The organism is Nostoc sp. DSM 114160 (genome assembly GCF_053470305.1).
Map to the genome: position 1 here is coordinate 863,371 of NZ_JBPFGO010000002.1, position 26,390 is coordinate 889,760.

Here is a 26,390-nt window from a genome sequence, read left to right on the forward strand (position 1 = left end):
TGTTCTAATCTTTATGATAAATTGGCCTGCGTTAGCGCGTAATGCATCACAAGAGAGACGATAAGGGCGCACATATATATGCGCCCCAATACTTGTCGGGTTTTGGGGAAAAAGGGCAGGGGAAAGGGGAAAGAAAAAACCTTTAACCTTTACCCCTTAACCTTTTCCCAAATCCAATTCCGAGTTAGAAATCCACAAAGCGTCCAGTATTGATATGCGCCCTTATTAAGCTAATTTGGAATTATTTACACACCTTCTCGTAACTTATCCAACACACCCCGATCTTCCAATGTCGAAGTATCTCCAGATACCTCTTGTCCGGCGGCTAAATTCCGCAGCAAGCGCCGCATAATCTTACCCGATCGCGTTTTGGGCAAAGCGTCTGTAAAGCGAATTTCTCCCGGGACGTGCGATCGCACCGATTTCTTTGACAACGTGCTGCTTGAGTTCTTTTCTCAGTTCTTCACTTCCCTGATAAGTGCCTTCTAAAGTCACAAAAGCCACTACTTCTTCACCCTTAAGTTCATCCGGTTTACCCACTACCGCCGCTTCTGCAACTGCTGGATGCGAAACTAAGGCTGATTCTACTTCCATTGTACCGAGTCGGTGTCCTGATACATTCAACACGTCATCCACACGACCCATTACCCAAAAGTAACCGTCTCCATCAAGTCTTGCGCCATCACCAGCAAAGTAAGTATAGTTACCATTTTGGGGCGGAATGTGTTCCCAATAAGTGCGGCGGAAGCGTTCTGGATCGCCGTAAACTGTCCGCATCATTCCTGGCCAGGGATGGCGCACCGCCAAATAACCACCTTCCTTATTGGGTACGGTGTTTCCTTCTAAATCCACGATATCTGCAATAATTCCAGGGAAAGGAAGAGTTGCCGAACCGGGTTTAGTGGGAATTGCTCCTGGTAGCGGTGTAATCATGATACCGCCGGTTTCCGTTTGCCACCAAGTATCAACTATTGGACAACGTTCTCCACCAATAACTTTGTGATACCACATCCAAGCTTCGGGGTTAATCGGTTCGCCGACGGTTCCCAGCAAACGCAACGAAGACAAGTTTCGCGCATTCGGATGTTGTTCGCCCATCTTAATAAATGCCCGAATTGCTGTAGGTGCTGTATAAAAAATATTCACGCCGTATTTTTCAATTACATCCCAGAAACAGCCAGGATTAGAAGTCCGGGGCGCACCTTCATACATTATCGTGGTTGCACCGTTGGAGAGCGGGCCGTAGACAATGTAGCTGTGTCCAGTAATCCAACCGACATCGGCAGTACACCAATATACATCTGTATCTTGCAGGTCAAAGATCCACTTGGTAGTAATATGGGTATACAAATTATAACCAGCAGTTGTATGCACTACACCCTTCGGTTTGCCCGTGCTGCCTGAAGTGTAGAGGACAAACAGCATATCTTCACTGTCCATCGGTTCGGCGGGACAATCGGCTGATACACCTTTTTGTAAATCATGCCACCAATGGTCGCGTCCGCCCAACTGCATATAAGTTTCTTGTCCGGTGCGCTTGACAACGAGGACATTTTCGGCACTGGGAACAGCACCATCAGCCAAGGCTTTATCTACTTGTGCCTTGAGAGGAACGATCGCATCTTTGCGCCAACCACCATCAGCCGTGATTACCAGTTTAGCTTGAGCATCGATTAAGCGATCGCGCAAAGCTTCGGCACTAAAACCACCAAATACCACACTATGGGGTGCGCCGATTCGGGCACAGGCTAACATCGCGATCGCAGCTTCGGGAATCATCGGCATATAAATACCAACGCGATCGCCTTTTTGTACGCCTAGTTGCTTCAATGCATTGGCAAACTGGCAAACTTCCCGGTGCAGTTGGGCGTAGGTAAGGGTACGGGAATCACCTGGTTCTCCTTCCCAAATCAATGCGGCTTTATTTTTGCGCCAGGTAGTAAGATGTCTGTCAAGGCAGTTGTAAGAAATATTTATCTTACCGCCAACGAACCACTTAGCAAAAGGTGGTTGCCAATCTAATACTGTGTCCCATTTTTGGAACCATTCTAATTCTTTTCCAGCTAAATCTGCCCAAAATTGCTGCGGATCGGCTTTGGCTTTGTCACAGAGACGCTGATAGTCATCCAGACTTTTGATATGGGCGTTCTGCGAGAATTCTGAACTAGGATGAAAGAGGCGGTTTTCTTGTAGGATTGATTCTATAGTTGGTTGAGACATGATTACATTTACGAGCGGTATTGTTACTGAAAACTATTTTTAGCTTAGTTGTGCTAGACGCTGTTTAGATTTTCGTTAAGCTAGATAAAAATTGCCGAGTTATTTAGTTTACATTCATTTTCATCTAGAACTTATCAGTTAATACCATTATTAAGTCTGAATGAATCTCCAGATGCAATAGAGTTATTAAGGAATGCATCCCAGTTTTATTTTGCACTGAAAGAATAACTATCATTGCGATCGCGCAGCCTCTTGTAGAGAGGAGGAACTACGAACGTAAGTGCGTGTCGCAGACAAGCAATTGCATGGACTAGTTCTTAGTTGGATTTGCGATTGCTTCTCTACGAGATGCTACGCGAACGCTTCACTTTGTTTCGTTCGCAATGACATACAAAAAAGTGGGATGCTCCCATACTAATGTTAAAAAATGATAAGTTCTGATTGAGCTAAATAAAATTAATTAATACGTATCTATCTTAGGTTATAGTTTATTTGGCTTATAAAGATTGATAGTTGATGGTTTTAAACAGCATGATAACTACACTCATACTGGCCATGTTTTACAAAAAAATAAATCTATATGCATAGACGAGCGCCCTTATATTATTTATTTTTAGGAGTATTAACGAGTTCTAGCTGTTTTATCTTCAGTGTAACAGCCCAAGTCCCATCTAATTCGCAGCAATCCTCGACTCGAAGTGAAGCTCAAGCTGCTAGTTGGTTTGAAGCCCATCGCGCCCAGTCAGGCGCTTTACGAGCATTTGTACAGCGAATGCCGAAGGGAGGAGATATCCACAGTCATCTCAGCGGGGCTGTGTACGCAGAACACTATCTGGAGTGGGCTGCCACCGATGGGTATTGTGTGAATCCAAAGGTAGGAACTTTAGTTGAACCTAAAGCTTGCGGTCAGGACAGTAGCTATTTTCCAGCTTCAGAATTGTTAAACCGAACATCTATTTATGATTCTCTAATAAATCGTTGGTCTACTCGCAACCTCCAATTTGCTGGTAAATCAGGACACGACCAATTTTTTGAAGCTTTTAGTGGTTTTGGGACAATATCAGACTCTATGAGCCGTCGGGATGATATGGTCGCAGAAGTAGCAAATCGGGCAGCTTCGCAGCATATTAATTATCTAGAGTTAATGCTTACCGTTCAGGGCAGTGAGGTTCGACAGCTAGGGCGTGAAGTTGGTTGGAATAAAGATTTGCAAGAGATGCAGCGTCAATTGCTCAAACGAGGATTAACCAAGCTAGTGACACTGGGCAGCCAGCAATTTGCACAGTTGGAGGGCGAAGTCTCGAAAACACTCGGTTGCGGCACTCCATCAGCACAGCCTGGATGTGCAGTGACGGTGCGCTATTTGCAGCAAACGACAAGAACAAAGTCGCCCGTTGAAGTGTTTGCTCAGTTAGCTTATGCCTTTGCACTGGCTTCATCGGATTCGCGGGTAGTTGGCATTAATCTCGTCGCCCCAGAAGATAACCCAATTGCACTGCGCGATTACACTCTGCAAATGCAAATGCTGCAATTTTTCAAACGCCAATATCCCAATGTCAAGGTCGCGCTCCATGCAGGAGAGTTAACTCTGGGGTTGGTTCCGACCGAGGATTTACGTTTTCATATTCGGCAAGCTGTAGAAGTGGCACAGGCATCTCGCATCGGACATGGCGTGGATATTCTTTTTGAGGAGCGTCCCTTCGAGTTGATGGAGCAAATGCGGCGACTCGGCGTGTTGGTCGAAATCTGCCTGACCAGTAATGAAGTCATTTTGAATGTCCAGGGAGATGAGCATCCTTTTAGGGAGTATTGGAAGGCTGGAGTACCAATGACCCTTGCTTCAGATGATGAAGGCATTTCCCGCATTGATTTGAGTCATGAATATCTGTTAGCGGCAACGAGATATGGACTAGGATATAAAGACCTCAAGCGACTGGCTCGCAATAGCTTAGAATATAGTTTCGCTCCGGGAAATAGTCTCTGGAAGTCGCCTGAGTTTAAGGCAATGGTTGGAGCTTGTGCAAGCGATACCCCTGGTGAAACCTCTGTTTCTCAAGGGTGCAGTGCTTTTTTGCAAAAGAGCGATCGCGCGCGGATTCAATGGCAGCTAGAGTCGGAATTTGCTCGGTTTGAGCCATTGCAGAACTGGCTTTGATAGCCATTGCTAGCTTAAGTAAATTGCACGGTACAAATAAAGCTGATACCGTTTATTTGTGAAGCTTTGCGAAATCCTAACTTTTTTTTCAACGCAAAGGTACGCGGAGGTTAACGCAGAGGCACGCAGAGGTTTTTTAGAGCAATTTCGCTATGTTGCAAAATAATTATGCGCATCTTCATAGAGAATTGCTATGAGTTTGCAATGTTAGTTAGCGATCGCTACCAATGTCAAGGTTTAGAAACTGAAGTACTTAGAAGGTTGCTGTAAGTAGGGCGTGATGAACATTTAACGCTAATTAGTGCCGAAATTCTGACTGAAAATTCTGCAATGCAAGTTCTCTTGTAACATTCAACATTTATTCTTCTGTAATTTGCACTCCAAAATGCAAATCTACCAAGGGCGATAATGCCTAATGGTACATAACAGAAGCATGAAAGCGTGAATAAAAAACTCCTCATTTCTCCTCAAGAAGTCACGTCACTGTTAGCAGAAAAATCATCACAAACTGTGATTATCGATACGCGAAGTCAAGAAGATTATGATATTTCTCATATTTATCAAGCCATAAATATTAGAGATTTTTTCACCTATCTTTTAGAGAATTCCTCCCCAGCAGGATTGAAGGAATTGCAAGAGTATTTTGCAGAAATCATGAGCAGGGTAGGAATATCTGGTGCAGAACATTTAATTGTGTATGAAGATGCTTTAAATAAAGGTTATGGTCAATCTTGTCGAGCAGCTTTCTTACTGAAATATTTGGGTTGCGCTCAGGTATCTATTTTACATGGAGGATATAGAGCATGGCTCAAGGCAGGATTACCTACTACCGATGAAGTACCGAAGCGTGAAAGCAGCATATTTAGATTGCATCCCAATGCTGACATCATGGTGACTACCACAGAGATGTTGCAAGCAATTGAGAATCCAGCAATTATTAAATTAGATGTGCGCGATCGCAACGAATGGCTTGGGTTGAGTTCTTCTCCTTATCATCCTGATTTTTGTCCCCGCAAAGGTAGAATCCCTAACTCTGTATGGTTAGAATGGCATCATCTGATGAATTCTGAATCGGAAATCCCTACGTTCCGATCGCCAGATGAAATCCGAGAAATTTGTCAGTCAGTAGGTATTACTTCAAAGTCAATTGTGTACATTTACTGCTTTAAAGGTTCAAGGGCTGCGAATACATTAATAGCCCTTGAAGAGGCAGGAATTTCTGCTAAAAATTATTTTGGCTCTTGGAATGAATGGTCTCGCGATTTTTCGCTCCCAATTGATAGCAGAGTTATGCAATAAGGGTATAAACTTGACTCTGAATTTTGAATTATTCTTCAATCAGACATCAACATTTATCTGTTCTATCTGTCTAGCGGCTTTATCCCAAAGCTTTGCTGAAGTCTCATCTTGCCAATGAGTTCTCAGATTTTCCGCTTTTTTGTGACATATTCGTTCTAACATTTCTAATATTGCGGATAATGTCAGTTGATTAATTAATGATTCTAAAATCTCCATATATTCTTTTTGCATGATATTTACCTCCTTAATGTCATTCAATATATGCCAACAAAACCCACTTATTCTTAACCTATGTATTAAGATTTGTTGCACAATAGTACTAATATTCTGTCAGCTTATATATGCAGTTTAACCTATTCTGAATACTCAATTTTGAAAATTTATTTTTAATAGATGAAAAAACTGTTTAATTGAAATATTTGCTCACAACTTTCTCAAATTTTGTGTCTAACTTAAAAATAGGATTGGATAAATAAAAAGTATGAGTTGTCATGTGATGGGCTATATTCTACCGGAGGCGGAGCTTCTTTGGCTTTGCTCCTGACTCCTGAATTATGTTCGATAAAAAATTCCTTCCGTACTATGGATGCAAAGTGAAGCAGATGTGGCTATGTTTTGCGCAGTACAACACAAAAGTCTGATGTCTACTTCCAAACTAGAGAAACTGTCAATCTTTACTATCTAGCTTGTGCAGACATCATCTAGAAAGTTATGGATAAGTTTGCTATTTTAAAGTGAAAATCTTTTCTAAATATCTGAAAACTTAGCAAAAGTTTGCGAAATGAGGAAATGGACATTAGAAGAGGCAGAGGTGGAGAGAAGAAAGACCTACTGCAATTTCTCCCCTCCTTACCTCATCTCTTTATTCCCCAGTGCCTATTTACTAGAATGCGACTTTTCCGGCATGACTATATTAGTATGGCTTGCCTTGCCATTTTTGCCGTTAGTATTCCCGTTACCATTGCGGGGATGGATGACACCATAACCGCCGTGGTTACGTTCGTAAATTACATTAATCTCTCCAGTTTCAGAATTATGGAACATATAAAAGTCGTGTCCTACGAGTTGCAGTTGTTCTAGAGCTTCTGCAACAGTCATCGGCGGCATAGAGAAATATTTGGTGCGGACGACTTCGTTGGGCAATTCGGCGGTGCGATCGCCAATTAAATCTGTTACTATCGACTCTGGAATAACTACTTCTGTTGGTTGAGCGTGAGTTTTGTGGTCTTGACGCCGTTCTTTATATTTCCGCAGTTGACGCGCAATTTTATCTGCAACTAAGTCAATGCTGGCATATAGGCTCTCGCTGCTTTCCTCGGCACGAATAACGCTACCATTAGCATAAATAGTTACTTCAGCCGCTTGTCTTGTATTAATTCGGGGATTCCGGGCGACGCTAAGATGCACATCCACTTCATTTGTAATGCTTTGAAAGTGACTAACTGCTTTTTCAATTTTTTGATGTACATACTCACGAATCGCATCGGTGATTTCAATATTTTTGCCGTGGATGACAAGCTTCATGTAATACTCTCCCGCTGAATATTTTAGATGTGTGAATTTGCTTTGTATGAAAAGAAATTGCGGTAAGGTTTATTACTCCCGCCAAAACAAATTGTGAACTATATTGTATCTACTGCTGTTAAGCTATCTCTCAGGTTGCTGCATCTGAGGAATTGTCAAGTATACCCTTGATTTACCTCCTCATCTCTGCGCTGATGTCTTATTGTATATCCAATTAGCACTCAAGAGTTGAGAAAATCTAATTGTAGCTCCTATGACTACCTTTTCCTTTAAAGGAATGCTTACAGAACTGTTGATATTTGCTCCTTCTGTGTTCGATTGAGGTTTGCTTGCTGTTGTTCAAGAATACAAGGTTCTGTGGAAGTTTGATTCTGTTTGAAATGCAAACAATGATATTAAAGTCATCAGCCAGTACATTCTTCCTTATTGTCTTGGCATAATGCTTATTGCAGAGAATTCCTCCTAAAACCTATTGAGGTTAATATTCAAGCTAGCACTTTGTTTTTTCTAATGCATCTTCCCTTGACTTTCCTTTAAAATCCTTTGCAAAGCTTGACAATTTTTGATTCTCATTATGTAACTTGAAATATATTTAGTTCTTTATACGGTTGAATTTTGGGATGATCCATAGTATCAGATCGCAAAAAAAAATTTGTTTGCTGTATAATCAAGGATTAATGCCTTACTTAGAAGCTCATGGATGGCAGCGATCGCTTCTAAGCGAGCGCATTCACGACCCAAGTCTAGATGACGTGTTAATTTTGCTAGAACATCCACCTATCTACACTTTGGGACAAGGAAGCAACTCAGACTTTATCAAATTTGAGATTGACAAAGGTGAATACGATGTGCATAGAGTTGAACGAGGCGGTGAGGTTACTTACCATTGTCCCGGTCAACTCGTGGGCTATCCAATTTTAAATCTGCAACGTTATCGCAAAGACCTCCATTGGTACTTACGGCAACTCGAAGAAGTAATAATTCGCGTATTGGCAATTTATGGATTGCAAGGAGAAAGAATTCCGGCTTTTACTGGCGTTTGGTTGCAAGGGCGAAAAGTTGCGGCTATTGGTATTAAAGTCAGCCGTTGGATTACTATGCACGGCTTTGCGTTAAATGTTTGTCCAGACATGACAGGCTTTGAGCGCATTGTCCCCTGTGGTATTTCTGACAAACCTGTAGGCAGTTTAGCCGAATGGATTCCAGGTATCACCTGCCAAGAAGTGCGTTTTTACATAGCACAATCTTTTGCGGAAGTCTTTGGCGTGGAATTAGTAGAATCTCAGCCTCAAAGGTTTTTCCTATCTGAGTAAATTCCGCTTGTAATATGTAATAAATACTATAGCAGTCCTATTTAAATTGTGAGACACTTATAAGAGGAGTCCATATTTAATAGTATCAAAATAACTATTTAATACTCATTAAAAAAAAGAATGCGATCGATATAAACCTAAAAAGCCAGATTAAATCATACTTTTTGTATTTTGAATTAGTATAACTGCGATTATCAAAGCTAGAATCTGATTATTTCTAGACTTCTAGACTAACTTTTTACGGCTGTCAAGCACAACTTTGCGCGTGAATTACTCAAATAATCTCCAGCTAGATGCCCCATCGATAACATCTCTCAGAGAACGTGATTGGACAGCTTTGATAGAACTATTTGATAGAGACGACGGTGATGAAATTGAAGCCGACATCAGCGGTAGTTTATTTTGGCTAATACCTGAACCTTGTTGGGAAGACGATCCCTTTGATTTTTTGCGTGAGTACCTTTAAGTAGTGAGGAGTGAGGAGTGATGAGTGATGAGTAATGAGTAATGAGTGATGAGTAATGAGTAATGAGTTCAAAAGAAGCTTTAAATTTATAATTCCTAACTCCTAACTCCTAACTCCTAACTCCTAACTATCTAACGTTGAGGCGACTTAGGAAAATACGTAGGCGATCGCTTTGGGGATTGGTCAGCACTTCATAGGCTGGGCCTTGTTCTGTGACAATACCTTTGTCTAAAAATATCACTTGATGGGCTACTTCTTTTGCAAATTGCATTTCATGGGTAACAACCACCATTGTCATGCCTTCTGTGGCTAATTGTTGCATCACTTGCAGAACTTCACCGACGAGTTCGGGATCTAGGGCGCTGGTGGGTTCGTCAAATAGCATGATCTGAGGATTCATACATAAACTACGAGCGATCGCTACTCGTTGCTTTTCTCCGCCAGAAAGTTGTTCGGGATAAGCAGAGGCTTTGTCAGATAAACCAACTTTTTCTAAATATAATCTCGCTAGTTGGGCGCTTTCTTTTGGTGTTTTACCCAAGACTTTACGCGGTGCGAGTGTCATATTTTCTAAGACGCTGAGATGGGGAAACAGGTTGAACTGTTGAAACACCATGCCTACTTGTGTTCGTAGTTGCCGCAGTTGGCTATAGTTGACAGTGGGCCGGGATAAGTTAATTCCGTTGATGATTAAACGCCCTTTGTCAATGGTTTCTAAGCGGTTGAAGCAACGTAGTAGGGTACTTTTACCACAGCCGGAGGAACCAATAACTGCAACAACTTCTCCTCGGTTGATTTCGCCAGTAATTCCTTTGAGGACTTTTAGGGAACCAAAGTTTTTTTCGATATTCTCAAAAATAATCGCAGGGATGGTATTATCCATTACTTATGTCAAGCTGCTCTACAGTTGATTGTAATATTTTAAGAAACCGCAAAGGCACAGAAGGAGAGAAAATAATATGGCTAAAGTTGGTTGTATGCGTTGGCTGTATTTATGTGTCTTCATAGGTTTTAGTTGTTTATTACTGGCTGGCTGTGCTGGGAACTCTAGCGCGGGGAAAACTTTGCGGGTTGCTACAGAACCGGCGTTTCCACCTTTTGAGTTTCAAGGAAAAGGTGGCGAGTTGCAGGGATTTTCCATTGATTTGATGAATGCGATTGCTTCTTCTGCTAACTTTAAAGTGAATTTTCAAAGTCTGCCTTTTGATGGCATTATCCCAGCTTTGCAAGCCAAAACGGTAGATGCGGCTATTAGTTCGATTACGATTACTGAGGAAAGGGCAAAAACGGTTTCTTTTTCCCGTCCTTATTTTAAGGCTGGGTTAGCGATCGCAATTCGTGCAGACAATCAAGAAATTACTGGTTTTGACAGTCTCAAAAATAAAAAAATTGCAGTCCAAATTGGCACAACTGGGGCTGCAAAGGCTAAAAGTATTCCTGGGGTACAAATTCGCAGTTTTGATTCTGCACCCTTAGCCCTGCAAGAATTGCTCAACGGTAATGTAGACGCGGTAATTAATGATGCACCTGTGACTTTATATGCAATTAATACAGGTAATCTTCAGGGAATTAAAGTAGTACAGAAATTGCTGACGGAGGAGTTTTATGGAATTGCTACAGCTAAAAACTCGCAAAATTTGACATTGATAAATGATGGCTTGGATAGAGTGCTGAAAAATGGCACTTATTCCCAAATTTACCAGAAATGGTTTAAAGTTGAACCACCATCACTACCAGCTAAATCACCATTTGAGAATCAAACTAACGCTGGCGCATCTAAAATATTAACTTCAATTAGCGTGATATTGCAGGCTTTTCCAAGTCTATTGCAGGGTGCATCGATCACGTTGCAATTGACAATACTTTCTGTAGTATTTGGTTTAATTGGCGGTTGCTTAATTGGTATTGTTCGCCTTTCTCATATTGCACCTGTGCGTTGGTTGGCGAGGGCGTATGTAGATTTTTTTCGAGGAACGCCTTTGCTAGTGCAAATTTTTATGATTTACTTTGGTTTACCAGCAATTTTACAAGAATTTGGTTGGACATTTTCTTTCGATCGTCTCAGCGCTGGGGTAATTGCTTTAAGTTTGAATAGCGCTGCATACATTGCCGAGGTTGTTCGTGCTGGAATTCAATCAATTGAACCAGGACAAGCAGAAGCAGCAAAATCATTAGGTTTGAGTTCTGTGCAAACTATGAGTTATGTAATTTTTCCCCAAGCTTTCCGGCGGATGATTCCACCTTTGGGTAATGAGTTTATCAGTTTATTGAAAGATACTAGCTTAGTTTCTGTGATTGGGTTTGAAGAATTACTACGTAAAGGACAGCTAATTGTTGCTGATAACTATCGCGCTTTTGAAATTTACGCAGGTGTAGCAGTGGTTTATTTGTGTTTGACGCTACTTTCTTCCCAAGCATTTAGCCGATTAGAAGCTTGGATGAATCCCATCAAGCGCTAAGAGACTTTCAAAAATAATTTCTCAAAATCCAGAGAATAATAATCAATATGCTTGGAAAGCTAATTTTTTGGGATAGGTAGCAGTTGGGGGTTAAAATCCTTAAGAGAAAATCAAACTTAATAAAATGTGTTCTAATATACCTTTTTTTCAGATAATTCTAATCCATTGTTTAATTTAACTTAATACTTTGCTACAAATCCAATAAAAAAGTTATGTAACATCAATCAGATAACACTATTGTTATCATAGACTTGTAATCATTAAGAAATGTAAATAGTAACTATAACCGTAAGTCAATTTAACTTAATGATTTTGTGCTTGCTATTTCAGGGCTGAGTATGGCAGTACAATTCTGTTGCAATGAAAACTCAGTGAATAGGTTTGAACTATTCAATGCAAGTCTAGTTTCGGTTGCATTGTAACAGTTCACCTTGGCAGCCAAAAATTAAAAACTTTTCATAAGAGGAGAAGCAAATGAGAAATTTGAAAGCAATCATAGACAAATCCTCATTGACTAGTGAAGTACCGGCATCATTTGTGGTGTTTCTTGTCGCCCTTCCTCTTTGCATGGGTATTGCGATCGCTTCGGGACTTCCGCCATCTCGCGGCTTAGTTACAGGAATAGTAGGCGGAATTATTGTTGGTGCTGTTTCCGGTTCTCCACTGCTAGTCAGTGGCCCAGCAGCAGGGCTGGCTGTGATTGTCGCAGAAATAGTTCAACAATATGGCATTGAAATGGTTGGGCCAATTCTGCTGCTAGCGGGTTTAATCCAATTACTCGCAGGTATATTTAAAGTTGGTCAGTTGTTTCGCGCCATGTCACCGGCTGTCATCTATGGAATGCTTGCAGGTATTGGGATATTAATCTTCGCTTCCCAATTTCATGTCATGCTAGACGACCAACCGCGTATACACGGCATTGAGAATTTAATTTCTATTCCCAACACGATTTACAAAGCTTTCTTCCCTATTGATGGTAGCGTTCATCACGTTGCGGCACTCATAGGTGTAATAACTATTATCAGTCTTCTGCTGTGGGAAAAATTTAAACCCAATAGTTTAAAGTTGATACCTGGCGCGCTTGTCGGCGTTGTCATTGCCACCGTTATCGCTACAGTGTATCGATTACCGATTCAGTATGTTGATGTACCTGGAAATCTAGCACAAGCAATTCAATTACCAACATTTGCCAGCTTACCACGCTTAATTCAGGCACCAGTTTTGCTAGATGCGATCGCGATCGCATTCATTGCTAGTACAGAAAGTTTGCTTTCAGCCGTAGCAGTAGATCGATTGCATACCGGGACAAGAACCGATTTCGATCGCGAATTAACAGCCCAAGGAATTGGCAACATTATATGTGGGTTCTTGGGTGCTTTGCCGATGACAGGAGTGATAGCCCGCAGTTCTGTAAACGTAGAAGCTGGTGCTAAAACTAGATTATCGACGATGCTTCACGGTTTATGGCTGTTAATTTTAGTAATTGCAGCCCCAACCTTGCTGAAAATAATTCCCATTTCTAGTTTGGCAGCAATTCTAGTTGTTACTGGTTACAAACTAATCGAAGTAGAACATATTCGCCAGTTAAAAAAGTATGGACGTTTTCCTCTGGTAATATTTGCTGCCACTTTAATCGGGATTGTTGTTACTGACCTCATCACAGGTGTTTTAATTGGTATTTTGTTGACAGGAATATTACTAATTCACAAAATGTCTGTGTTGAATATCCAAGTTATTAAGCACGAAGATAATCAGCGAATAGACATTTATTTACAAGGTGCGGCAACATTTGTAAGGCTACCAAAATTGGCGAATATTTTAGAACTGGTGCCTCCAGGAAGTGAATTGCATGTTTATATGCAAGACTTGGCTTATATAGATCACTCTTGTCTAGACTTACTATCGGTGTGGGCAAAACAACAGGAAAAAATGGGAAGCACTTTAACTATGCAATGGGATCGTCTGATAGATCGTAATCGCAAACCATTTACTCTGTAGAATTCCAGCTAGATTGAATTTTGCTCGCGTAGGGTAGCATAGCCGTGCTACCCTACCAATTGTTTGTATTCTATGTAATCAACCAGGGGTTAAAATAGGTTTTATATAGGGAATTTGGATTGCGTTGCACCTGAATTAACCAAAAATATATGACAATTCTCAACGCTCGTAACTTATCCTTAGAAGAAGTTCATCGTCTGTTTGGTTTTCAAAGACAGTATAATGATTCATTTTCTAACTACTTATCTTTGGAACCTCTTACGGAAGCAGAACAGCAGGAACTAAAACAAATTCAGCATGACTTTGATAGATACCTAACAATAGGTAAAGTTTCTGAAGGTCAGGTTAAGTTTCTTGCAGTTGCACCTTTACTAAGATTAGCTGGTTTTTATCGCTATCCGATAGAGATTATTTTGGAGGAGAATATTGCTAATATTGAAGTTGAAGATGAAGATATAAAAATTAAAGGAAGATTTGATATTTTAGCTGTTAATAAAGCTAAAACTACAAAAGCTCAAACATATTTTTGGGTACTGTTGATTGAATCTAAAAACTGTCAAGTTGATATATCAACAGGTTTGTCTCAGCTACTTACTTATGCTTATAAAAATTTAGATAACTAAAAATCAGTTTGGGGATTAACGACTAATGGTAGAAGTTATCAGTTTGTCTATATAGAACAAGGAAATCCCCCTATTTATTATCTGTTGCCAGAATTAAATTTAATGGAAAGAGAGCGTTCAAGTCAGTTGCTACAAGTTTTAAAAGCAATTTGTCAACTTTAAAAGCATTGATGATTAAAACAACATACAAGCCAAGGTAAAAATTTATGACTCAAGCCATACCCAAACTAGTAAGCTTTGAAGATTTTGCAGCTTGGCGTCCTCAAGGCGGAAGATACGAATTACATGATGGTGTGATTGTTGAAATGCCCCAACCAACTGGCGAACATGAAGATGTTGTTGGTTTTATCGCTAGAAAACTAACAGTAGAATTTGACCGATTAAATTTACCTTATACAATTCCTAAAACTGCGCTGATAAAGCCTTCTAATTCGTTATCTGCCTACTCTCCAGATGTATTGCTATTAAATCGTTCTAATTTAGTGAATGAACCGCTATGGAAAAAAGAATCAACTGTATCATATCCGGCATCAATTCCCTTGGTAGTTGAGGTCGTTAGTACCAATTGGGATGATGACTACTACACAAAACAAGGTAAATATGAGGTTATTGGAATTCCTGAATATTGGGTTGTAGATTATCTCGGTTTAGGCGCTAAAAAGTTCACTGGCAACCCCAAACAGCCTACTATGTCTATTTATCAATTAATCGATGGTGAATACCAAGTTACTCAATTTAGAGGTACAGATCGCATAGTCTCGCCTACTTTCCCAGAATTGAATTTAACCGCCGAACAGATTTTTCAAGCTGGAGATATCCCAAGTTGTTAAATTTACCGAAAAAGCTTTTTATAAGTTATCTAATTACGAATTACGAATTAGTATGAGACTGCCTTGGGATGAATGGGAAGCAAGTAACCAAGAAATAGAAAAAGTAGCGAGCAAATTATCTTTGCTAATTGCTATGACAGCCAAAAACTTGGCATTGTACTACAAGTATAACAGTACCAGGTAACGGAAACGTAAAAACCGGAATACTTCGTGCGAAATGACTTGTTTGTGAATTTTTACAATTTCCTGTAAGCGTTATATATTAGGCTTTCTAAGTCTCCATACGAGAGAAGAAACTGACCAAACTCATCCGAGGAACCTTTGCTACGTATGTAGCATAGTCTCCGTAACGTCGGCAGAATTTAGTTGGCAAATGTCCCAGTGGAGAATTTGTTGTGAAGGTCAGGTCTGAGTAAGATAACCAGTATTTAAAATACGTTCCTTTTCGCCATCCGACACGATCACTGAATTTTTCGTAGTCTTTTTCGACACTGTTCCAAATGCGCTTTTGCACGCTAAACCCAAAGCGTCCATTGCTGCATCTTACCCACAGTTGGTCAATGGTGCGTAAGTCAGTGCAAGGAAAATTGCTAAGAGATTTGCTATCAAGCCAGCGTCGTTGTTCTCTGCCTGATGCTTTGAGCATAACAGCCAGAGTTTCTTGATCTGCTTCTTTGTACTGCCCTGCTTTAAGTAAATCGCGCAACCGCCTATAGTCTACGCCTTTCTCAGAGAGGAGATCATTACCACTAGATTGCTGTTGTAGTCGCAGCTTATCGGCTTTTTCTTGTTCTCGTTGTCTTTGTAGCTTATCTGCCTCTTCTTGTTCTTGTTGTCTTTGTAGTCTTTCTGCTTCCTGTCTTTGTAGTCTTGCTTCTTCTTCTTGTTCCTGTAGCCGCAGCCTTTCTTGTTCCTGTTGTAATTTTCTATTTTCCTCTTCTTGTTCCCGTAGTCGCAGCCTTTCTGCTTCCTGTTTTTGCCTTGGTTCGTCTCTTTCCTTCTTTAGCTTCTCCGCAGCCGCCCGAATTCCTCTAGCTACATCTGTAAAGGCTTCATCTTGATTATGCCAATTCCTTGACACTACAGGTTCAGCATTCTTAGGCAAAGCTTGAAGTTTTGCAAATGGTGCGCCATTCCAATCAACGCTTCGCAGAATAACCGGGATAACACAAGCCTCTCCAGCATAGTGACGTTCTATTGCCCTCTTAACTTCGACATCCCAGCAATATTTAGAAAAAAGAAAATCTGAACTGATGAGCAACAAAATGATGTCGGCGGTGTTTAGATTATCATTAATTTGGTAATCCCACTCCTCTCCAGGTAGTATCTTGCGATCGTGCCAGCTTGAAATCACGCCCTGCCATTCTAATATGGTCAGGTGTTTAGCTAGTTCATCCCGTAGAGCTTCGTCTTTGTGAGAGTAAGAAAAGAAAAGCCTTAACGATTCCTCTGGCATTTTTGGTCTAAGGAGTAGGATAAATCACGCTTTAAGCAAATTATAGTGTTTTTAGCTGATTTGCTTGAGAACTAACGCCCTAAGTGCGATCGCAATACACTTGACCAATACTACGATCGGGATTAATCTCAATCACTAAATCAACCGCTGTCGCATCTGTTACCAACGGCGTGATGAATAATTCCGGGTGCAGGGATCGCCAAAAATAATTGACAAATTGCTCTATCTCTGCACTACTCATCCCGGATTTTCCCGCAGCAATCATCTGTTGTTCTGCCTGTTTGCGCCACTCCAAAGAACAGCGGTACTCAGTGGGATAAAGCACAATTAAACTGTCTAATCGTTCCCACAGTGGTAAATAATCGTGGAGGCGAAGATTCATCTCACGGGCAAATGCTCTATCTTCATCTGTGACAATTGGCGGCGGTGCAGTATCAAATAAATCAGGGTCGATTGGTCGCACACCCACAAACCAACCTTCAAATAGTACAATATCTACATCCGTAACCATTTCTGGATTAGTGCGATCGCCAGCACCTCCATAAGCTGATTTATCAAACCGGGGAAGCATCACCGGGCTTTGTAACTCACGGATTTGATCTAGTACATTTAAGCCTAAGTCTAGATCGTGAGTTCCCGGTGGCCCGCGCCAAATCAAGCGGGGATCTTGCTGTGTCAAAAGCAAGCGATCGCTGTAAGTTTTATACAAATCATCCAAAGATAAACTCACAGTCCTGTATCCCAAATGATCGAGAATCAAAATGAGAATTTTGGACATTGTGGTTTTACCAGTACCTTGTCCTCCCAATATTCCTTGAATCAGGGGGCGTCTCAACTGTTGGCGCTGCGATGCTAGTTTGATTCCCAAAGGCAGCCACAAGTCCCACAATACCTGTAACATTTCCTGGGGTTGTATTTGGAGAGTTGCTTGACAGAATTCGCTAAAAGCTGGAAAGACAGATTTTAGTAAATGCGATCGCCTTTCGATCATTTCATCAACATTTTCCGGCGCGATCCCAAAAGCTTTAGCCCTTAACCGATCTGCCAGTGCTGCTTCTCTTGCTTCCTGCTTCCAAGTTTCCCCCGGCCCATTGGTTGCCAAAACACTCAGCCACAAATTCATAAATTCTCCATCTGACTACGATCCCAGCTTAAAAGCTTCGAGAAACAGGCTGTAGATGAAACCAACTTTGAGGAGATTTAGTGAGTCTATCAAGAGCGATCGCCGATCCAAAAAGCTGCGACTATAAAATACCCGGCTGGTAATTTCCGTTAACAGTACTAAAAAACCAGCTGCTACAATGTCCAACTCTGCCCGTTGTCCCCCAGCTGTAGTGGAAACTGCGTTTCCCAGAAAAAAACCGAACAAAAAACTAATTATCAGCAACGATAATCGTCGCCAAGGATTTAAAAACCATTGCCCAAAGCGTGTAGCAATAGCATCGAACAAATTATTGAGACGAGTGTTTTGCATCAAAGGGACTTCTGGGAAAAGTCAAGATATCTTGAAATATATCTATATTAATGTAAGAAGGATATTGGTTTTAGCATCAGCTTGTTTGTTACTATTGTAGATATCTACTGGAATTGCAGTGTTTATTCAAATTTGACTATTCTATCATCTTCTTTAGAAGTACAGTTTCTTAGAAGATGTTTGGAAACAATAAATATTTAGTTTGATCCTCACGAGCAAGCCTGAAAAAATGGGAAAATGATTCAAAATTCTCCTTTTTTAAGGAAGCTAGTTCGTTAAGCGCGTTTGCTGACTTGTATTCATGTATGGAAGTAAGCTTTTCGTAGCGTCTCTCAACAGGAGAATAAACTTGCGTAGATTTAGAAAGGAGGATCTTTAAGCACTGACGTTTAGCAAAGGACGCCTTGTTGAGGCTGCTAACGGTTTCAGGAAACTTTTATTTTTTTTATAGAAATGAATTGGCTCAATAGGTATAAAATTATCTTGTTTTTATCCATACTTACGGTAAAAAACCAAAGTAATGGATGTCTGGATCTCTTGTTTTTCAAACATCAAAGAGATTATATCCTTCAAATATTTTCTAATCAAAATGATATTTATCATACATTCCTCTTCCTAATTTGAGGAAAGTCTATATTCGGCTATCTGTGTGATTGCCTTTTGGGATAATAGGCTACTATTTGGTCAAGCCTAGACAAAATATTTATTTCTAAATAACTATCAATATGAAATCTTCAGTGTATCGGAACGTCGGTATTACAGCTTTGTGCTTGGGACTGCTTGTTGCTCTGGTGGGATGCTTTGGACTGAGCGTATCCTTTGAGTCCACTAACCCAGATACAAACCCAGACACATCTTCACAACTGCCAACAAAAACTCAAGAGTGGCATACAACTTCGGTTGTACCTGAAAAAAGTATTTCCACTAGTCTATCTACTCCAGTACCTACCCCAACCAATCGAGTAGAACATAGCATTAAAGAGAATACTTATCCTGTCTTGGCAGAGCGTGATAAATCAACAAGCATTGCCAAGGATCGAGGTACTTTGCGAATGAGCAATCAAACAAATCAGCCTGTGCGGCTGGTTCTACTGGCAAGAGAGTCAGTAGCAAAAGGAGCTAGTAAAAAACAAACTCACTACGATGTACCGGCACATTGGGATTTTGCTCCCGAAGAAGGTAGTGAGAAGGGACTGGTTCTATCCCTACCTCAAAATAATTTAAAGCTGGAAAAGGGAGATGTTTTAGTTGCTTTTGCACAAGATGGTTCCCGTCGTTACTGGGGCCCTTATATTATTGGTGAAACTCAATTACCTAAGTGGAATTCCCAAAATAGAGAATGGCAACTTGTGCTGAGTCAATAGACTTATTGCAAAAGTGCTTTTGGCAAGAGGGGGAAAAGGGTAAAGGTTAAAGGGAAAGGGGAAAGGGACTTTTGCAGAACCTTTTCCCCTTCCCCCTTACCCTTTTCGCACAATGCCAAGAAGCCTAATAAATATGCTCAAACCTTTATTTTTACATTCTTACCCTACAGTTGGTAAAGTGTTAAGTAATGGATAGAGGAAAATTGTTGAATTAAAAACTCCGAAGAACAAAAGATAGATAACCAACGACTATTGATTAGTGATTGTTGACTATTGACTAAATGAGAATGAAATTGAGTGTTAAGCACACTGTCGATCGGTGGTTCAACAAAATAGCAAAAAATCCAGCCCTGAGTCTAACTGTGTCGATTTTGTGGTTGATAGTGGTTGGTTGGGTGGCTTTTGGGTGGAATTTGGGCAACATTGGCTTAATTGATGAGACAGAGCCGCTCTTTGCCGAAGCTTCCCGCCAGATGTTCGTTACAGGTGATTGGATTACCCCATTTTTCAATGGTGACACTCGTTTCGATAAACCTGCTTTAATTTACTGGTGTCAGGCGATCGCATATCATCTGATTGGTGTGAATGAATGGGCAGTACGCCTTCCTTCTGCGATCGCCGCATTCGGCTTAGTTTGTTTAGCTTTTTACACCATCCAGTGGTATTTGGCTAAACAAGACGAATTAGAGCAAGTTTCACGTCCTACTCGTCGCTACTTAACATCTTTTATAGCAGCCGCGTTGATGGCACTCAATCCCGAAACTATTATTTGGGCGAGAACGGGTGTCTCTGATATGCTGCTCACCGGATGTATGGCATCGGCTTTGTTATGTTTCTTTCTAGGATACGCAGGGAAGGAAGGGAGCAGGGGAGCAGGGGAGCAGGGAGAAAATTCCTCTCCTCTGCCCCCTGCCCCCTGCCCCTCTGCCTCTTCTGCCCTATTCCCTAACAAATGGTACTTAGCTTTTTATGTGCTGATTGCGGGTGCAATTTTGACCAAAGGGCCAGTGGGAATTGTTTTGCCGGGGCTAATTGTTGCTGCCTTTTTGCTTTACGTGGGTAAAGTGCGAGAGGTGTTGCGAGAAATGCACCTGCTTGTAGGTACACTGATAATTCTAATTTTGTCAGTGCCCTGGTATGCTTTAGTAATTTGGCGCAATGGCTGGGATTACATTAACTCCTTTTTTGGTTATCACAACCTGGAACGCTTTACAGAAGTAGTTAATGGTCACTCAGCACCTTGGTATTTTTACTTTGTAGTCGTGCTGTTGGGTTTTGCGCCATACTCAGTGTATTTACCAGCTTCTATAATCAAACTAAAATTTTGGCAGCGATCGCATTGGCGATCTGTTGAACGTTTTCAGCAATTTGGTTTATTTGCCTGGTTCTGGTTTGCTAGCATCTTTGCGTTTTTTTGCATTGCCGTTACTAAACTCCCTAGCTACGTATTACCTTTAATGCCAGCAGCCGCAATCCTGGTAGCCTTGTTGTGGTGCGACATTTTTTCAGATACAAAGACACGGCAAACAATTCCTGTTTCCCCCTCTCCCACTCTGTCTATCTCCGCCTCTTTGCTGCGCATGAGTGGTTGGGTGAATGTAGTATTTTTATCAGTTCTGGCAACAGCACTGCTCAACATCACCCACATATTAGGTACCGATCCAGCTATAAGTAACTTCCACGAATTAATTGAACAATCTGGTTTACCAGTAATTGCGGGTATAATTTGGCTAGTTTCTGCTGTTTTGGTCGCGGGTTTATTATTGAGTCGCCGCTGGAACTACATTATCGGTATTAATTTAATCGGGTTTGTGGCGTTTGTAATTTTTGTCTTAACGCCTGCTTCGTTCTTTATCGATCGAGAACGTCAATTACCCTTAAGGGAATTGTCTGCGGTGATTTTAGAAACAAAACAACCAAACGAAGAATTGATTATGCTTGGCTTCAAAAAGCCGAGTGTAGTATTTTACAGCCACATCCATGTAAATTATTTAAAATTTCCCCAAGAGGCTGTAGAGCATATTAAAACCCAGGCTGCTAAAGGATTAAAACCTTCCTCAGTGTTGCTATTAGCCGAACAGAAAAAGTTTTTGCAAATGGACTTACAGCCAGATGATTACAAGAATTTATCAACCAAGGGTGCTTATAACTTGGTTCGAGTTCCTTTTAAGAAAATGAAGAATCAAAAAATCGACATATCATAATTTGTCATTAGTCATTAGTTATTGGTTATTCACAAAGGACGAAGGACAAATGACTAATGACAAAAAACCAACGCTCAATGACCCCATTAACATTTGTTATTGTAACCATTGATAGCTAAAGCTTGATTTATCTGGCTTAAAAGGTCTTCCATTGATATCGATCGCGGTAAGATTTGGGTAGCGATCGCACCAACAACAGTTTCTATCGATTCCACACTATTCTTCTTCTGCTTGTCAATTTCCTGATAAGCTACCCCATCCTGGGAACTGGTTTGTGAGCGATTTAATCGCTGATTTAGTACCAAAATTGGTGGCAACTTTAAAGGCGAATCTCCTAATGTTTTCAGTGCTTTGAGCACATCTTTGTGGATAGAGGTTTCTCCTAAACAAATTAGCAATAAGTCAACGCTTTCGTGGCGAATTTGTTGCAACACTTCTGCCCAACAAGGACTCATCGCCGCTTTGAAGCCTGCTGTTTGCAGGTATTGAATTAAAGCTTGGAACCATTCAGATCCCCGTTCAGCAGTTTCACTACTAATTGAGCAATTTTTTTCTGTCCGATAACCCTTAGCTGGCTTACGTCTTACCTGGGGTAAATCCCGCAGCATTGTTAAATCCACTACTAAGATGTTGGGAGGGCAGCAAATACCAGAAGCAATTTCTAGTACTGATAGTAAAGCATCTGTTTTCTCGGTGCGACTGCTGTTATCTTTGGCAAATGGTGTTAAGTAAGGAAATACAGATAACCCTGGTATTTTAGAAGCGATTAGGGTAGTCGCAACATCGCAAGTAACCAGTGGTATAGCTGCTAAACGTGGATGTCCAATTAGTTGTTGCAAATAAATTTGGGCGGTGGTACTTTCGACATCTAGCAAAATCACATCAAACTGCCATACCCGCGCCAAAAGTTCTGCCTGATCCAGGTCATCTACTTCAATCACTCGGTGTTCTCGAAGTGAGGGGTGGGGATTGACCGATTCTAACTGGGGATTCACCAACCTGAGAATTCGCAGTGGGGTTTTTGTTGGGATAATCGCACTATTATTTGACCCTATCTGCAAAACTGCTTGTATAGTACATAATTTTTCGAGAACCGGTGCTAAGACCTGACGCTCTACTGGCAAACTTAAGAAACCATCGGCTCGGTTAGCAAATGCTTGCTCCTTTTCGGCTGCCGTCGCGGTGACAATTACAGATATATGACGGGTTGCGGTGTCAGATTTTAGTAAAGTCAGTACATCCCAGCCTGATAGCAGGGGTAGCAACGGATTCAAAAATATTGCTATTGGTTGCAAGCGCCGCGCTTTTTCGACTGCTTCTGTCCCCGATCGCGCAATCACTACCCGATATCCTAAACCTTTGAGTTGTTCGGTCAAGTCTTCAATATATCGAGCTACTGCCTCGACTACCAAGACCAACCGTTGCGAACTTGCAAGATGATGCTGTATGGGCGTACTAACTTGCTGACGAGCGGCGGAGTTTTCCCGTGTTGGTTGGTATCGTGTCTCCTCGGCTTCTCTGATTCCCATATCTGGTTCCGAAAAGCCTGTTTTCGGGGGACTGGGTGGCAGAAGTAGGGTAAACTGGCTACCTTTACCTTCACGCGATAAGAAGCTGACATCTCCTCCGTGGAGACGAGCCAAGGCGCGGGTTAATACTAGCCCCAAACCAGTGCCTTCAAATTGGCGGGTGAGGGGATTTTCTAGTTGTTGGAATTTTTGAAAGATTAAGTGTTGCTGGTGTTCGGGAATACCAATTCCTGTATCCCAAACTGTAAAGGCAATCCATCCTTCCCAACGACTTACCCGCAGCCCAATTTCGCCAGATATTTCGGTAAATTTAAAGGCGTTGGAAAGTAGGTGTACTAGCATCTGGCGTAAGCGCAATTCGTCTGCCACCATCTGATCTAAACCTAGTTCAATGGAAAGACAGAATTGGGGAGCAGATGAACGAGCATTTGGAGGTGGCGGGGCAGATGTTGCTTTGGTGGTTTGAGTGTGGATAGCTTTGGCTTCCGATAGGGCGCGATCGCACACAGCTCGAATTTTCACCGGAGTCAGCGTCAAATCCATTTGTCCCGTCTCCATCCGGGTCAAATCTAAAATGTCATTCACCACACTCATCAGGTGGCGTCCGCTTTGATGAATCAGTCCTGCATAACGGGCTTGACGCTCGTTGAGTTCTCCCAACTGCTGATCCACGAGCAAGCGCGATAATCCCAAAACGGCAGTTAGGGGAGTTTTGAGTTCATGACTAATACAAGCTAAAAACTCGTCTTTTAACCGATTTAGTTGAATTAAATCGGCATTCTTGGCTGCTAATTCTTTACAAAGTTGCTGCTGTTCAGTGACATCAGTAGCTAAAACCAACCACAAATCAGTGCTGAGTGCAATTTCCTCTTGGGCATTCATCACTTGAAACTCAGGACTATCTAAGGGAATTTTGGCAAACTGCCAGATTCGCTCTTGACCATTTTGCACTTCGACAACACAAGTACAAGTACCCACTTGACTATCTAAATAGCATCGGCTGTATGCAGCATCACTTGATGCTTCTTGCTGTAGTGCTTCTTCACCACTATGCTCATTCTCCCTACCATTGGGATGAACCTTGATTGCTGGTTGGGTGACATATTCTGCTATTTCGGAGCGTTTCGGGGCAAGTATTGCCTCCACCTGTTGCCTAACTCCTTCTGGATCTTTTAAGCTTCCTAATTGCTGCCACCAGGCGGGATTTCGCGCTATCACCTCGCCAGTACCCGTTTGCAACATCAAAGGCCAAGGCAGTCTTTCTAGCAAGTGTACCAGTGGCTGGTGTCCTAACGACTTGGGTTCATTTGGCGCACCATCATACTCATGACGATGCTGGCTAGACTTTTGTAAGCCAGCCATCCGTTCTTGAGCCAGCGATCGCAACAGGCGCGAACTATCTAGCAGCCCCAAGTATCGACCCTCCGAGTCAATCAGCGCCCAATCTAAATTTTGGGGTTTTTCGACTTGTGAATCGCACCAGCGCAAGCTTAATCGCTCTAGACGCTCCGCAGCTGATATTGTCTGTATTGGCTCAATTAGACCTTGACCCCAGGTAGAGAGCGATTGCTGTAAATTTAAATTTTTATCGTCACTTTGGGCTAATAATTTTGGGATTAAACGGGCAGAATACAGCAATCCGATGGGGCATTGCTGTTGATTCACTACTACCAAGCGATCGCACTGCTCTTGCTCAAAAATCTCCAACACCACTGCCAGAGAACTTGTTTGGGGGCAGCTAGGTACGGTTGCTTGAAAGTCATAAAGCGGGTAATCTAGCATTAACATAGGGATTTGGGGGTCATTCTTCCTGTGGAACCCTCGGGCATTTCCATCTGCCAGTTGATGGTCTTTTCGCCTGAAGTCATATCCTCTAAGAAGACTCATATAAGCAACTCTGGTTATTTCAACGCCATTAAAACAACGGGATTTCCTCTAACGGACACGGGAATTGCGAACGAGTGCATTTTTCCAAGAGGCGACGTTTCTAATTTTTAACAACTAGCCAGCCTCCCCAGTGTCTTACTGGTATTTAAACTCCTCATCGATAGCGCGACGGCTAAAACAATTATGGCCCCAAAGATTCGCTTTAGAACCTTGAGGAATTATAATGATTTGGAATGCGACAATCCTTTAAGTTCGTTTAAGTATCTTATCAAGGAGCAAAATAAAAAAATCTATCTATTTGTATACATAGATATGTAAATCATGAGTTAATTATTGTGTCTTGCTATGCCGACGGATACCTCATCATCAAAGACCTACTAAGTTTTACCAGTTAGTTGCTCCACTAGAATGTTGAGTGCCTAGCACTATCTGCTTGCATAGAGCGTTATTTTGGGGTTAAATCAGCAGTTTACTGCACACGCAGTATTCCCTACTAAGCGTTAGCCAGACTTATCAGCCCATGTTTATTGGTCAGGGCGATCGAGGAGATATATTCAAGAATAGATGTTATTACCGATATTGATTCTGCAATCTCATGTTAACAAATGCTTAAATAATCCAGTTTACTTAGCCAACCTAAAAGGTTTGAGTACGTGGGTGGGGCAATTAATAGACGCAATTATTGCCCAATTTTGCTACTTACCTGTTGCTGTAACAAGCTCTGGAACAATCAACACAATCAACTATTTACCAAATTGGCTGCTACTAAATCCAAGTAAGGCATACACTCTTCAGTACGTTTATGTATTTGCCAGTCAGATGCAAAAAAGCCAGCAGTATTTTCAGGAGATGACTCCAGCAGAAAAAGAAGGATTATTAAGACAGCTTAAAATAGATTATAGCGTGATTCTTATAGATTATTTTACTACAGACAAAACACTCAAAGATAAAATTGATAAATTTATCAATACTATATTTTATGCTAATATTCCTGTGCCCCAAATAATCGAAATTCACATGGATATAATTGAAGAATTTTCTAACCAGCTAAAAATAGAAGGTAGGAGCAATGAAACTTTACTTGATTACCGCCTAACGTTAATAGATATCTTAGCTCACCTGTGCGAAGTCTATAGGAATTCGGTTTCTAGATAAAATAAATTAAATTTCTTGCTATGTGTTCAACTTGGAACAAGCTACAACTGTGAGTAACGATGCATGGAAAAATATTGTATTCCTCTAATTATGACTAGTTATTAAGTATATGAATAAAGCCAGAAAAACCTACGTTCTCAAGCTTTACGTAGCAGGTAACACTCCTAATTCAGTCCGGGCATTAAAAACACTCAAAGATATTTTAGAACAGGAGTTTGAAGGTGTTTATGCTTTAAAAGTGATCGATGTACTGAAAAGCCCACAACTAGCGGAAGAAGATAAAATATTGGCTACACCAACATTATCTAAAATTTTGCCTCCACCCGTTCGCAAAATTATTGGGGATCTTTCAGATAGAGAAAGAGTGTTGATTGGATTGGATTTGCTTTATGAAGAACTGAGTGAAGAAGACTTTGAAGAGTAAATTTTTAATC

Annotated in this window: 18 protein-coding genes and 2 pseudogenes; 12 read left to right on the forward strand and 8 right to left on the reverse strand. The window is 41.2% G+C overall.

Annotated features, from left to right (window positions below):
- Positions 1-245: 245 nt before the first annotated feature.
- Positions 246-2,220: pseudogene (gene acs / locus NSTCB13_RS20790) on the reverse strand (acetate--CoA ligase).
- Positions 2,221-2,800: 580 nt separating this feature from the next.
- Here acs and NSTCB13_RS20795 point away from each other — a divergent pair.
- Together NSTCB13_RS20795 and NSTCB13_RS20800 are read left to right on the forward strand one after the other, a co-directional pair.
- A complete protein-coding gene (locus NSTCB13_RS20795; protein ID WP_448273687.1) occupies positions 2,801-4,375 on the forward strand; it encodes an adenosine deaminase in 1,575 nt (524 codons plus the stop codon).
- A gap of 441 nt (positions 4,376-4,816) precedes the next feature.
- Positions 4,817-5,674 (forward strand): sulfurtransferase, encoded by an 858-nt coding sequence (locus NSTCB13_RS20800; protein ID WP_448273688.1) that lies wholly within the window; start codon positions 4,817-4,819, stop codon positions 5,672-5,674.
- Positions 5,675-5,713: 39 nt separating this feature from the next.
- On the opposite strand, the gene NSTCB13_RS20805 is transcribed toward NSTCB13_RS20800, so the two are convergent.
- Positions 5,714-5,905, reverse strand: a complete 192-nt coding sequence (locus NSTCB13_RS20805) for a hypothetical protein (RefSeq protein ID WP_292860261.1) — start codon at positions 5,903-5,905, stop codon at positions 5,714-5,716.
- A gap of 645 nt (positions 5,906-6,550) precedes the next feature.
- Positions 6,551-7,198, reverse strand: coding sequence for a ribosome hibernation-promoting factor, HPF/YfiA family (hpf, locus tag NSTCB13_RS20810; protein WP_448273689.1), 648 nt, complete (start codon positions 7,196-7,198; stop codon positions 6,551-6,553).
- Positions 7,199-7,818: 620 nt separating this feature from the next.
- On the opposite strand from hpf, the gene lipB reads away from it, so the two are divergent.
- Entirely contained in the window at positions 7,819-8,511 is a 693-nt protein-coding gene (gene lipB, locus NSTCB13_RS20815) for a lipoyl(octanoyl) transferase LipB (protein ID WP_448273690.1), read from the forward strand.
- A gap of 265 nt (positions 8,512-8,776) precedes the next feature.
- Positions 8,777-8,977, forward strand: coding sequence for a hypothetical protein (locus NSTCB13_RS20820; protein WP_445630957.1), 201 nt, complete (start codon positions 8,777-8,779; stop codon positions 8,975-8,977).
- Positions 8,978-9,104: 127 nt separating this feature from the next.
- Here NSTCB13_RS20820 and NSTCB13_RS20825 read toward each other — a convergent pair whose 3' ends face one another.
- Entirely contained in the window at positions 9,105-9,860 is a 756-nt protein-coding gene (locus NSTCB13_RS20825; RefSeq protein ID WP_322692691.1) for an amino acid ABC transporter ATP-binding protein, read from the reverse strand.
- Between the two features lie 76 nt (positions 9,861-9,936).
- Between NSTCB13_RS20825 and NSTCB13_RS20830 the strand changes: the two genes are divergently transcribed.
- The 4 genes and pseudogenes from NSTCB13_RS20830 (at position 9,937) to NSTCB13_RS20845 (ending at position 14,887) form a co-directional block, all read left to right on the forward strand.
- A complete protein-coding gene (locus tag NSTCB13_RS20830) occupies positions 9,937-11,436 on the forward strand; it encodes an ABC transporter permease subunit (protein ID WP_448273691.1) in 1,500 nt (499 codons plus the stop codon).
- 474 nt (positions 11,437-11,910) lie between these two features.
- Positions 11,911-13,434 (forward strand): SulP family inorganic anion transporter, encoded by a 1,524-nt coding sequence (locus NSTCB13_RS20835; RefSeq protein WP_448267624.1) that lies wholly within the window; start codon positions 11,911-11,913, stop codon positions 13,432-13,434.
- 149 nt (positions 13,435-13,583) lie between these two features.
- Positions 13,584-14,219, forward strand: a pseudogene (locus tag NSTCB13_RS20840) (restriction endonuclease subunit R).
- Between the two features lie 44 nt (positions 14,220-14,263).
- A complete protein-coding gene (locus NSTCB13_RS20845) occupies positions 14,264-14,887 on the forward strand; it encodes a Uma2 family endonuclease (RefSeq protein WP_448267626.1) in 624 nt (207 codons plus the stop codon).
- 271 nt (positions 14,888-15,158) lie between these two features.
- Here NSTCB13_RS20845 and NSTCB13_RS20850 read toward each other — a convergent pair whose 3' ends face one another.
- The 3 genes from NSTCB13_RS20850 to NSTCB13_RS20860 form a co-directional block, all read right to left on the reverse strand.
- Positions 15,159-16,343 carry a GUN4 domain-containing protein gene (locus NSTCB13_RS20850; protein WP_448273692.1) on the reverse strand — a complete coding sequence of 395 codons (1,185 nt, stop codon included), beginning with the start codon at positions 16,341-16,343 and terminating at the stop codon, positions 15,159-15,161.
- 79 nt (positions 16,344-16,422) lie between these two features.
- Positions 16,423-17,466: a glycerate kinase gene (locus NSTCB13_RS20855; protein WP_448273693.1), complete on the reverse strand. Its 1,044-nt coding sequence runs from the start codon at positions 17,464-17,466 to the stop codon at positions 16,423-16,425.
- Between the two features lie 15 nt (positions 17,467-17,481).
- Positions 17,482-17,817, reverse strand: a complete 336-nt coding sequence (locus NSTCB13_RS20860) for a DUF565 domain-containing protein (RefSeq protein WP_448273694.1) — start codon at positions 17,815-17,817, stop codon at positions 17,482-17,484.
- Between the two features lie 725 nt (positions 17,818-18,542).
- Here NSTCB13_RS20860 and NSTCB13_RS20865 point away from each other — a divergent pair.
- Together NSTCB13_RS20865 and NSTCB13_RS20870 are read left to right on the forward strand one after the other, a co-directional pair.
- Positions 18,543-19,181: a hypothetical protein gene (locus NSTCB13_RS20865; RefSeq protein ID WP_445630949.1), complete on the forward strand. Its 639-nt coding sequence runs from the start codon at positions 18,543-18,545 to the stop codon at positions 19,179-19,181.
- A 281-nt stretch (positions 19,182-19,462) separates the two neighbouring features.
- The gene (locus NSTCB13_RS20870) at positions 19,463-21,385 is read left to right on the forward strand and encodes an ArnT family glycosyltransferase (RefSeq protein ID WP_448273695.1); all 1,923 of its coding nucleotides are present in this window, start codon (positions 19,463-19,465) and stop codon (positions 21,383-21,385) included.
- Positions 21,386-21,471: 86 nt separating this feature from the next.
- On the opposite strand, the gene NSTCB13_RS20875 is transcribed toward NSTCB13_RS20870, so the two are convergent.
- Entirely contained in the window at positions 21,472-24,801 is a 3,330-nt protein-coding gene (locus tag NSTCB13_RS20875; protein ID WP_448273696.1) for an ATP-binding protein, read from the reverse strand.
- 564 nt (positions 24,802-25,365) lie between these two features.
- On the opposite strand from NSTCB13_RS20875, the gene NSTCB13_RS20880 reads away from it, so the two are divergent.
- The gene (locus tag NSTCB13_RS20880) at positions 25,366-25,956 is read left to right on the forward strand and encodes a KaiA family protein (protein ID WP_445630947.1); all 591 of its coding nucleotides are present in this window, start codon (positions 25,366-25,368) and stop codon (positions 25,954-25,956) included.
- A gap of 109 nt (positions 25,957-26,065) precedes the next feature.
- The gene (gene kaiB, locus NSTCB13_RS20885; protein ID WP_099099291.1) at positions 26,066-26,380 is read left to right on the forward strand and encodes a circadian clock protein KaiB; all 315 of its coding nucleotides are present in this window, start codon (positions 26,066-26,068) and stop codon (positions 26,378-26,380) included.
- The last annotated feature ends 10 nt before the right edge of the window (positions 26,381-26,390 follow it).

Bases quoted from the DNA above. Each gene is read 5' to 3' on its own strand.
- NSTCB13_RS20845 (WP_448267626.1), top strand. From the start codon at position 14,264: ATGACTCAAGCCATACCCAAACTAGTAAGCTTTGAAGATTTTGCAGCT.
- NSTCB13_RS20865 (WP_445630949.1), top strand. From the start codon at position 18,543: ATGAAATCTTCAGTGTATCGGAACGTCGGTATTACAGCTTTGTGCTTG.
- kaiB (WP_099099291.1), top strand. From the start codon at position 26,066: ATGAATAAAGCCAGAAAAACCTACGTTCTCAAGCTTTACGTAGCAGGT.
- NSTCB13_RS20825 (WP_322692691.1), bottom strand. From the start codon at position 9,860: ATGGATAATACCATCCCTGCGATTATTTTTGAGAATATCGAAAAAAAC.
- NSTCB13_RS20795 (WP_448273687.1), top strand. From the start codon at position 2,801: ATGCATAGACGAGCGCCCTTATATTATTTATTTTTAGGAGTATTAACG.
- NSTCB13_RS20805 (WP_292860261.1), bottom strand. From the start codon at position 5,905: ATGCAAAAAGAATATATGGAGATTTTAGAATCATTAATTAATCAACTG.
- NSTCB13_RS20855 (WP_448273693.1), bottom strand. From the start codon at position 17,466: ATGAATTTGTGGCTGAGTGTTTTGGCAACCAATGGGCCGGGGGAAACT.
- NSTCB13_RS20835 (WP_448267624.1), top strand. From the start codon at position 11,911: ATGAGAAATTTGAAAGCAATCATAGACAAATCCTCATTGACTAGTGAA.
- NSTCB13_RS20870 (WP_448273695.1), top strand. From the start codon at position 19,463: ATGAGAATGAAATTGAGTGTTAAGCACACTGTCGATCGGTGGTTCAAC.
- NSTCB13_RS20875 (WP_448273696.1), bottom strand. From the start codon at position 24,801: ATGAGTCTTCTTAGAGGATATGACTTCAGGCGAAAAGACCATCAACTG.
- NSTCB13_RS20830 (WP_448273691.1), top strand. From the start codon at position 9,937: ATGGCTAAAGTTGGTTGTATGCGTTGGCTGTATTTATGTGTCTTCATA.
- NSTCB13_RS20880 (WP_445630947.1), top strand. From the start codon at position 25,366: ATGTTATTACCGATATTGATTCTGCAATCTCATGTTAACAAATGCTTA.
- NSTCB13_RS20850 (WP_448273692.1), bottom strand. From the start codon at position 16,343: ATGCCAGAGGAATCGTTAAGGCTTTTCTTTTCTTACTCTCACAAAGAC.
- hpf (WP_448273689.1), bottom strand. From the start codon at position 7,198: ATGAAGCTTGTCATCCACGGCAAAAATATTGAAATCACCGATGCGATT.
- lipB (WP_448273690.1), top strand. From the start codon at position 7,819: ATGATCCATAGTATCAGATCGCAAAAAAAAATTTGTTTGCTGTATAAT.
- NSTCB13_RS20860 (WP_448273694.1), bottom strand. From the start codon at position 17,817: ATGCAAAACACTCGTCTCAATAATTTGTTCGATGCTATTGCTACACGC.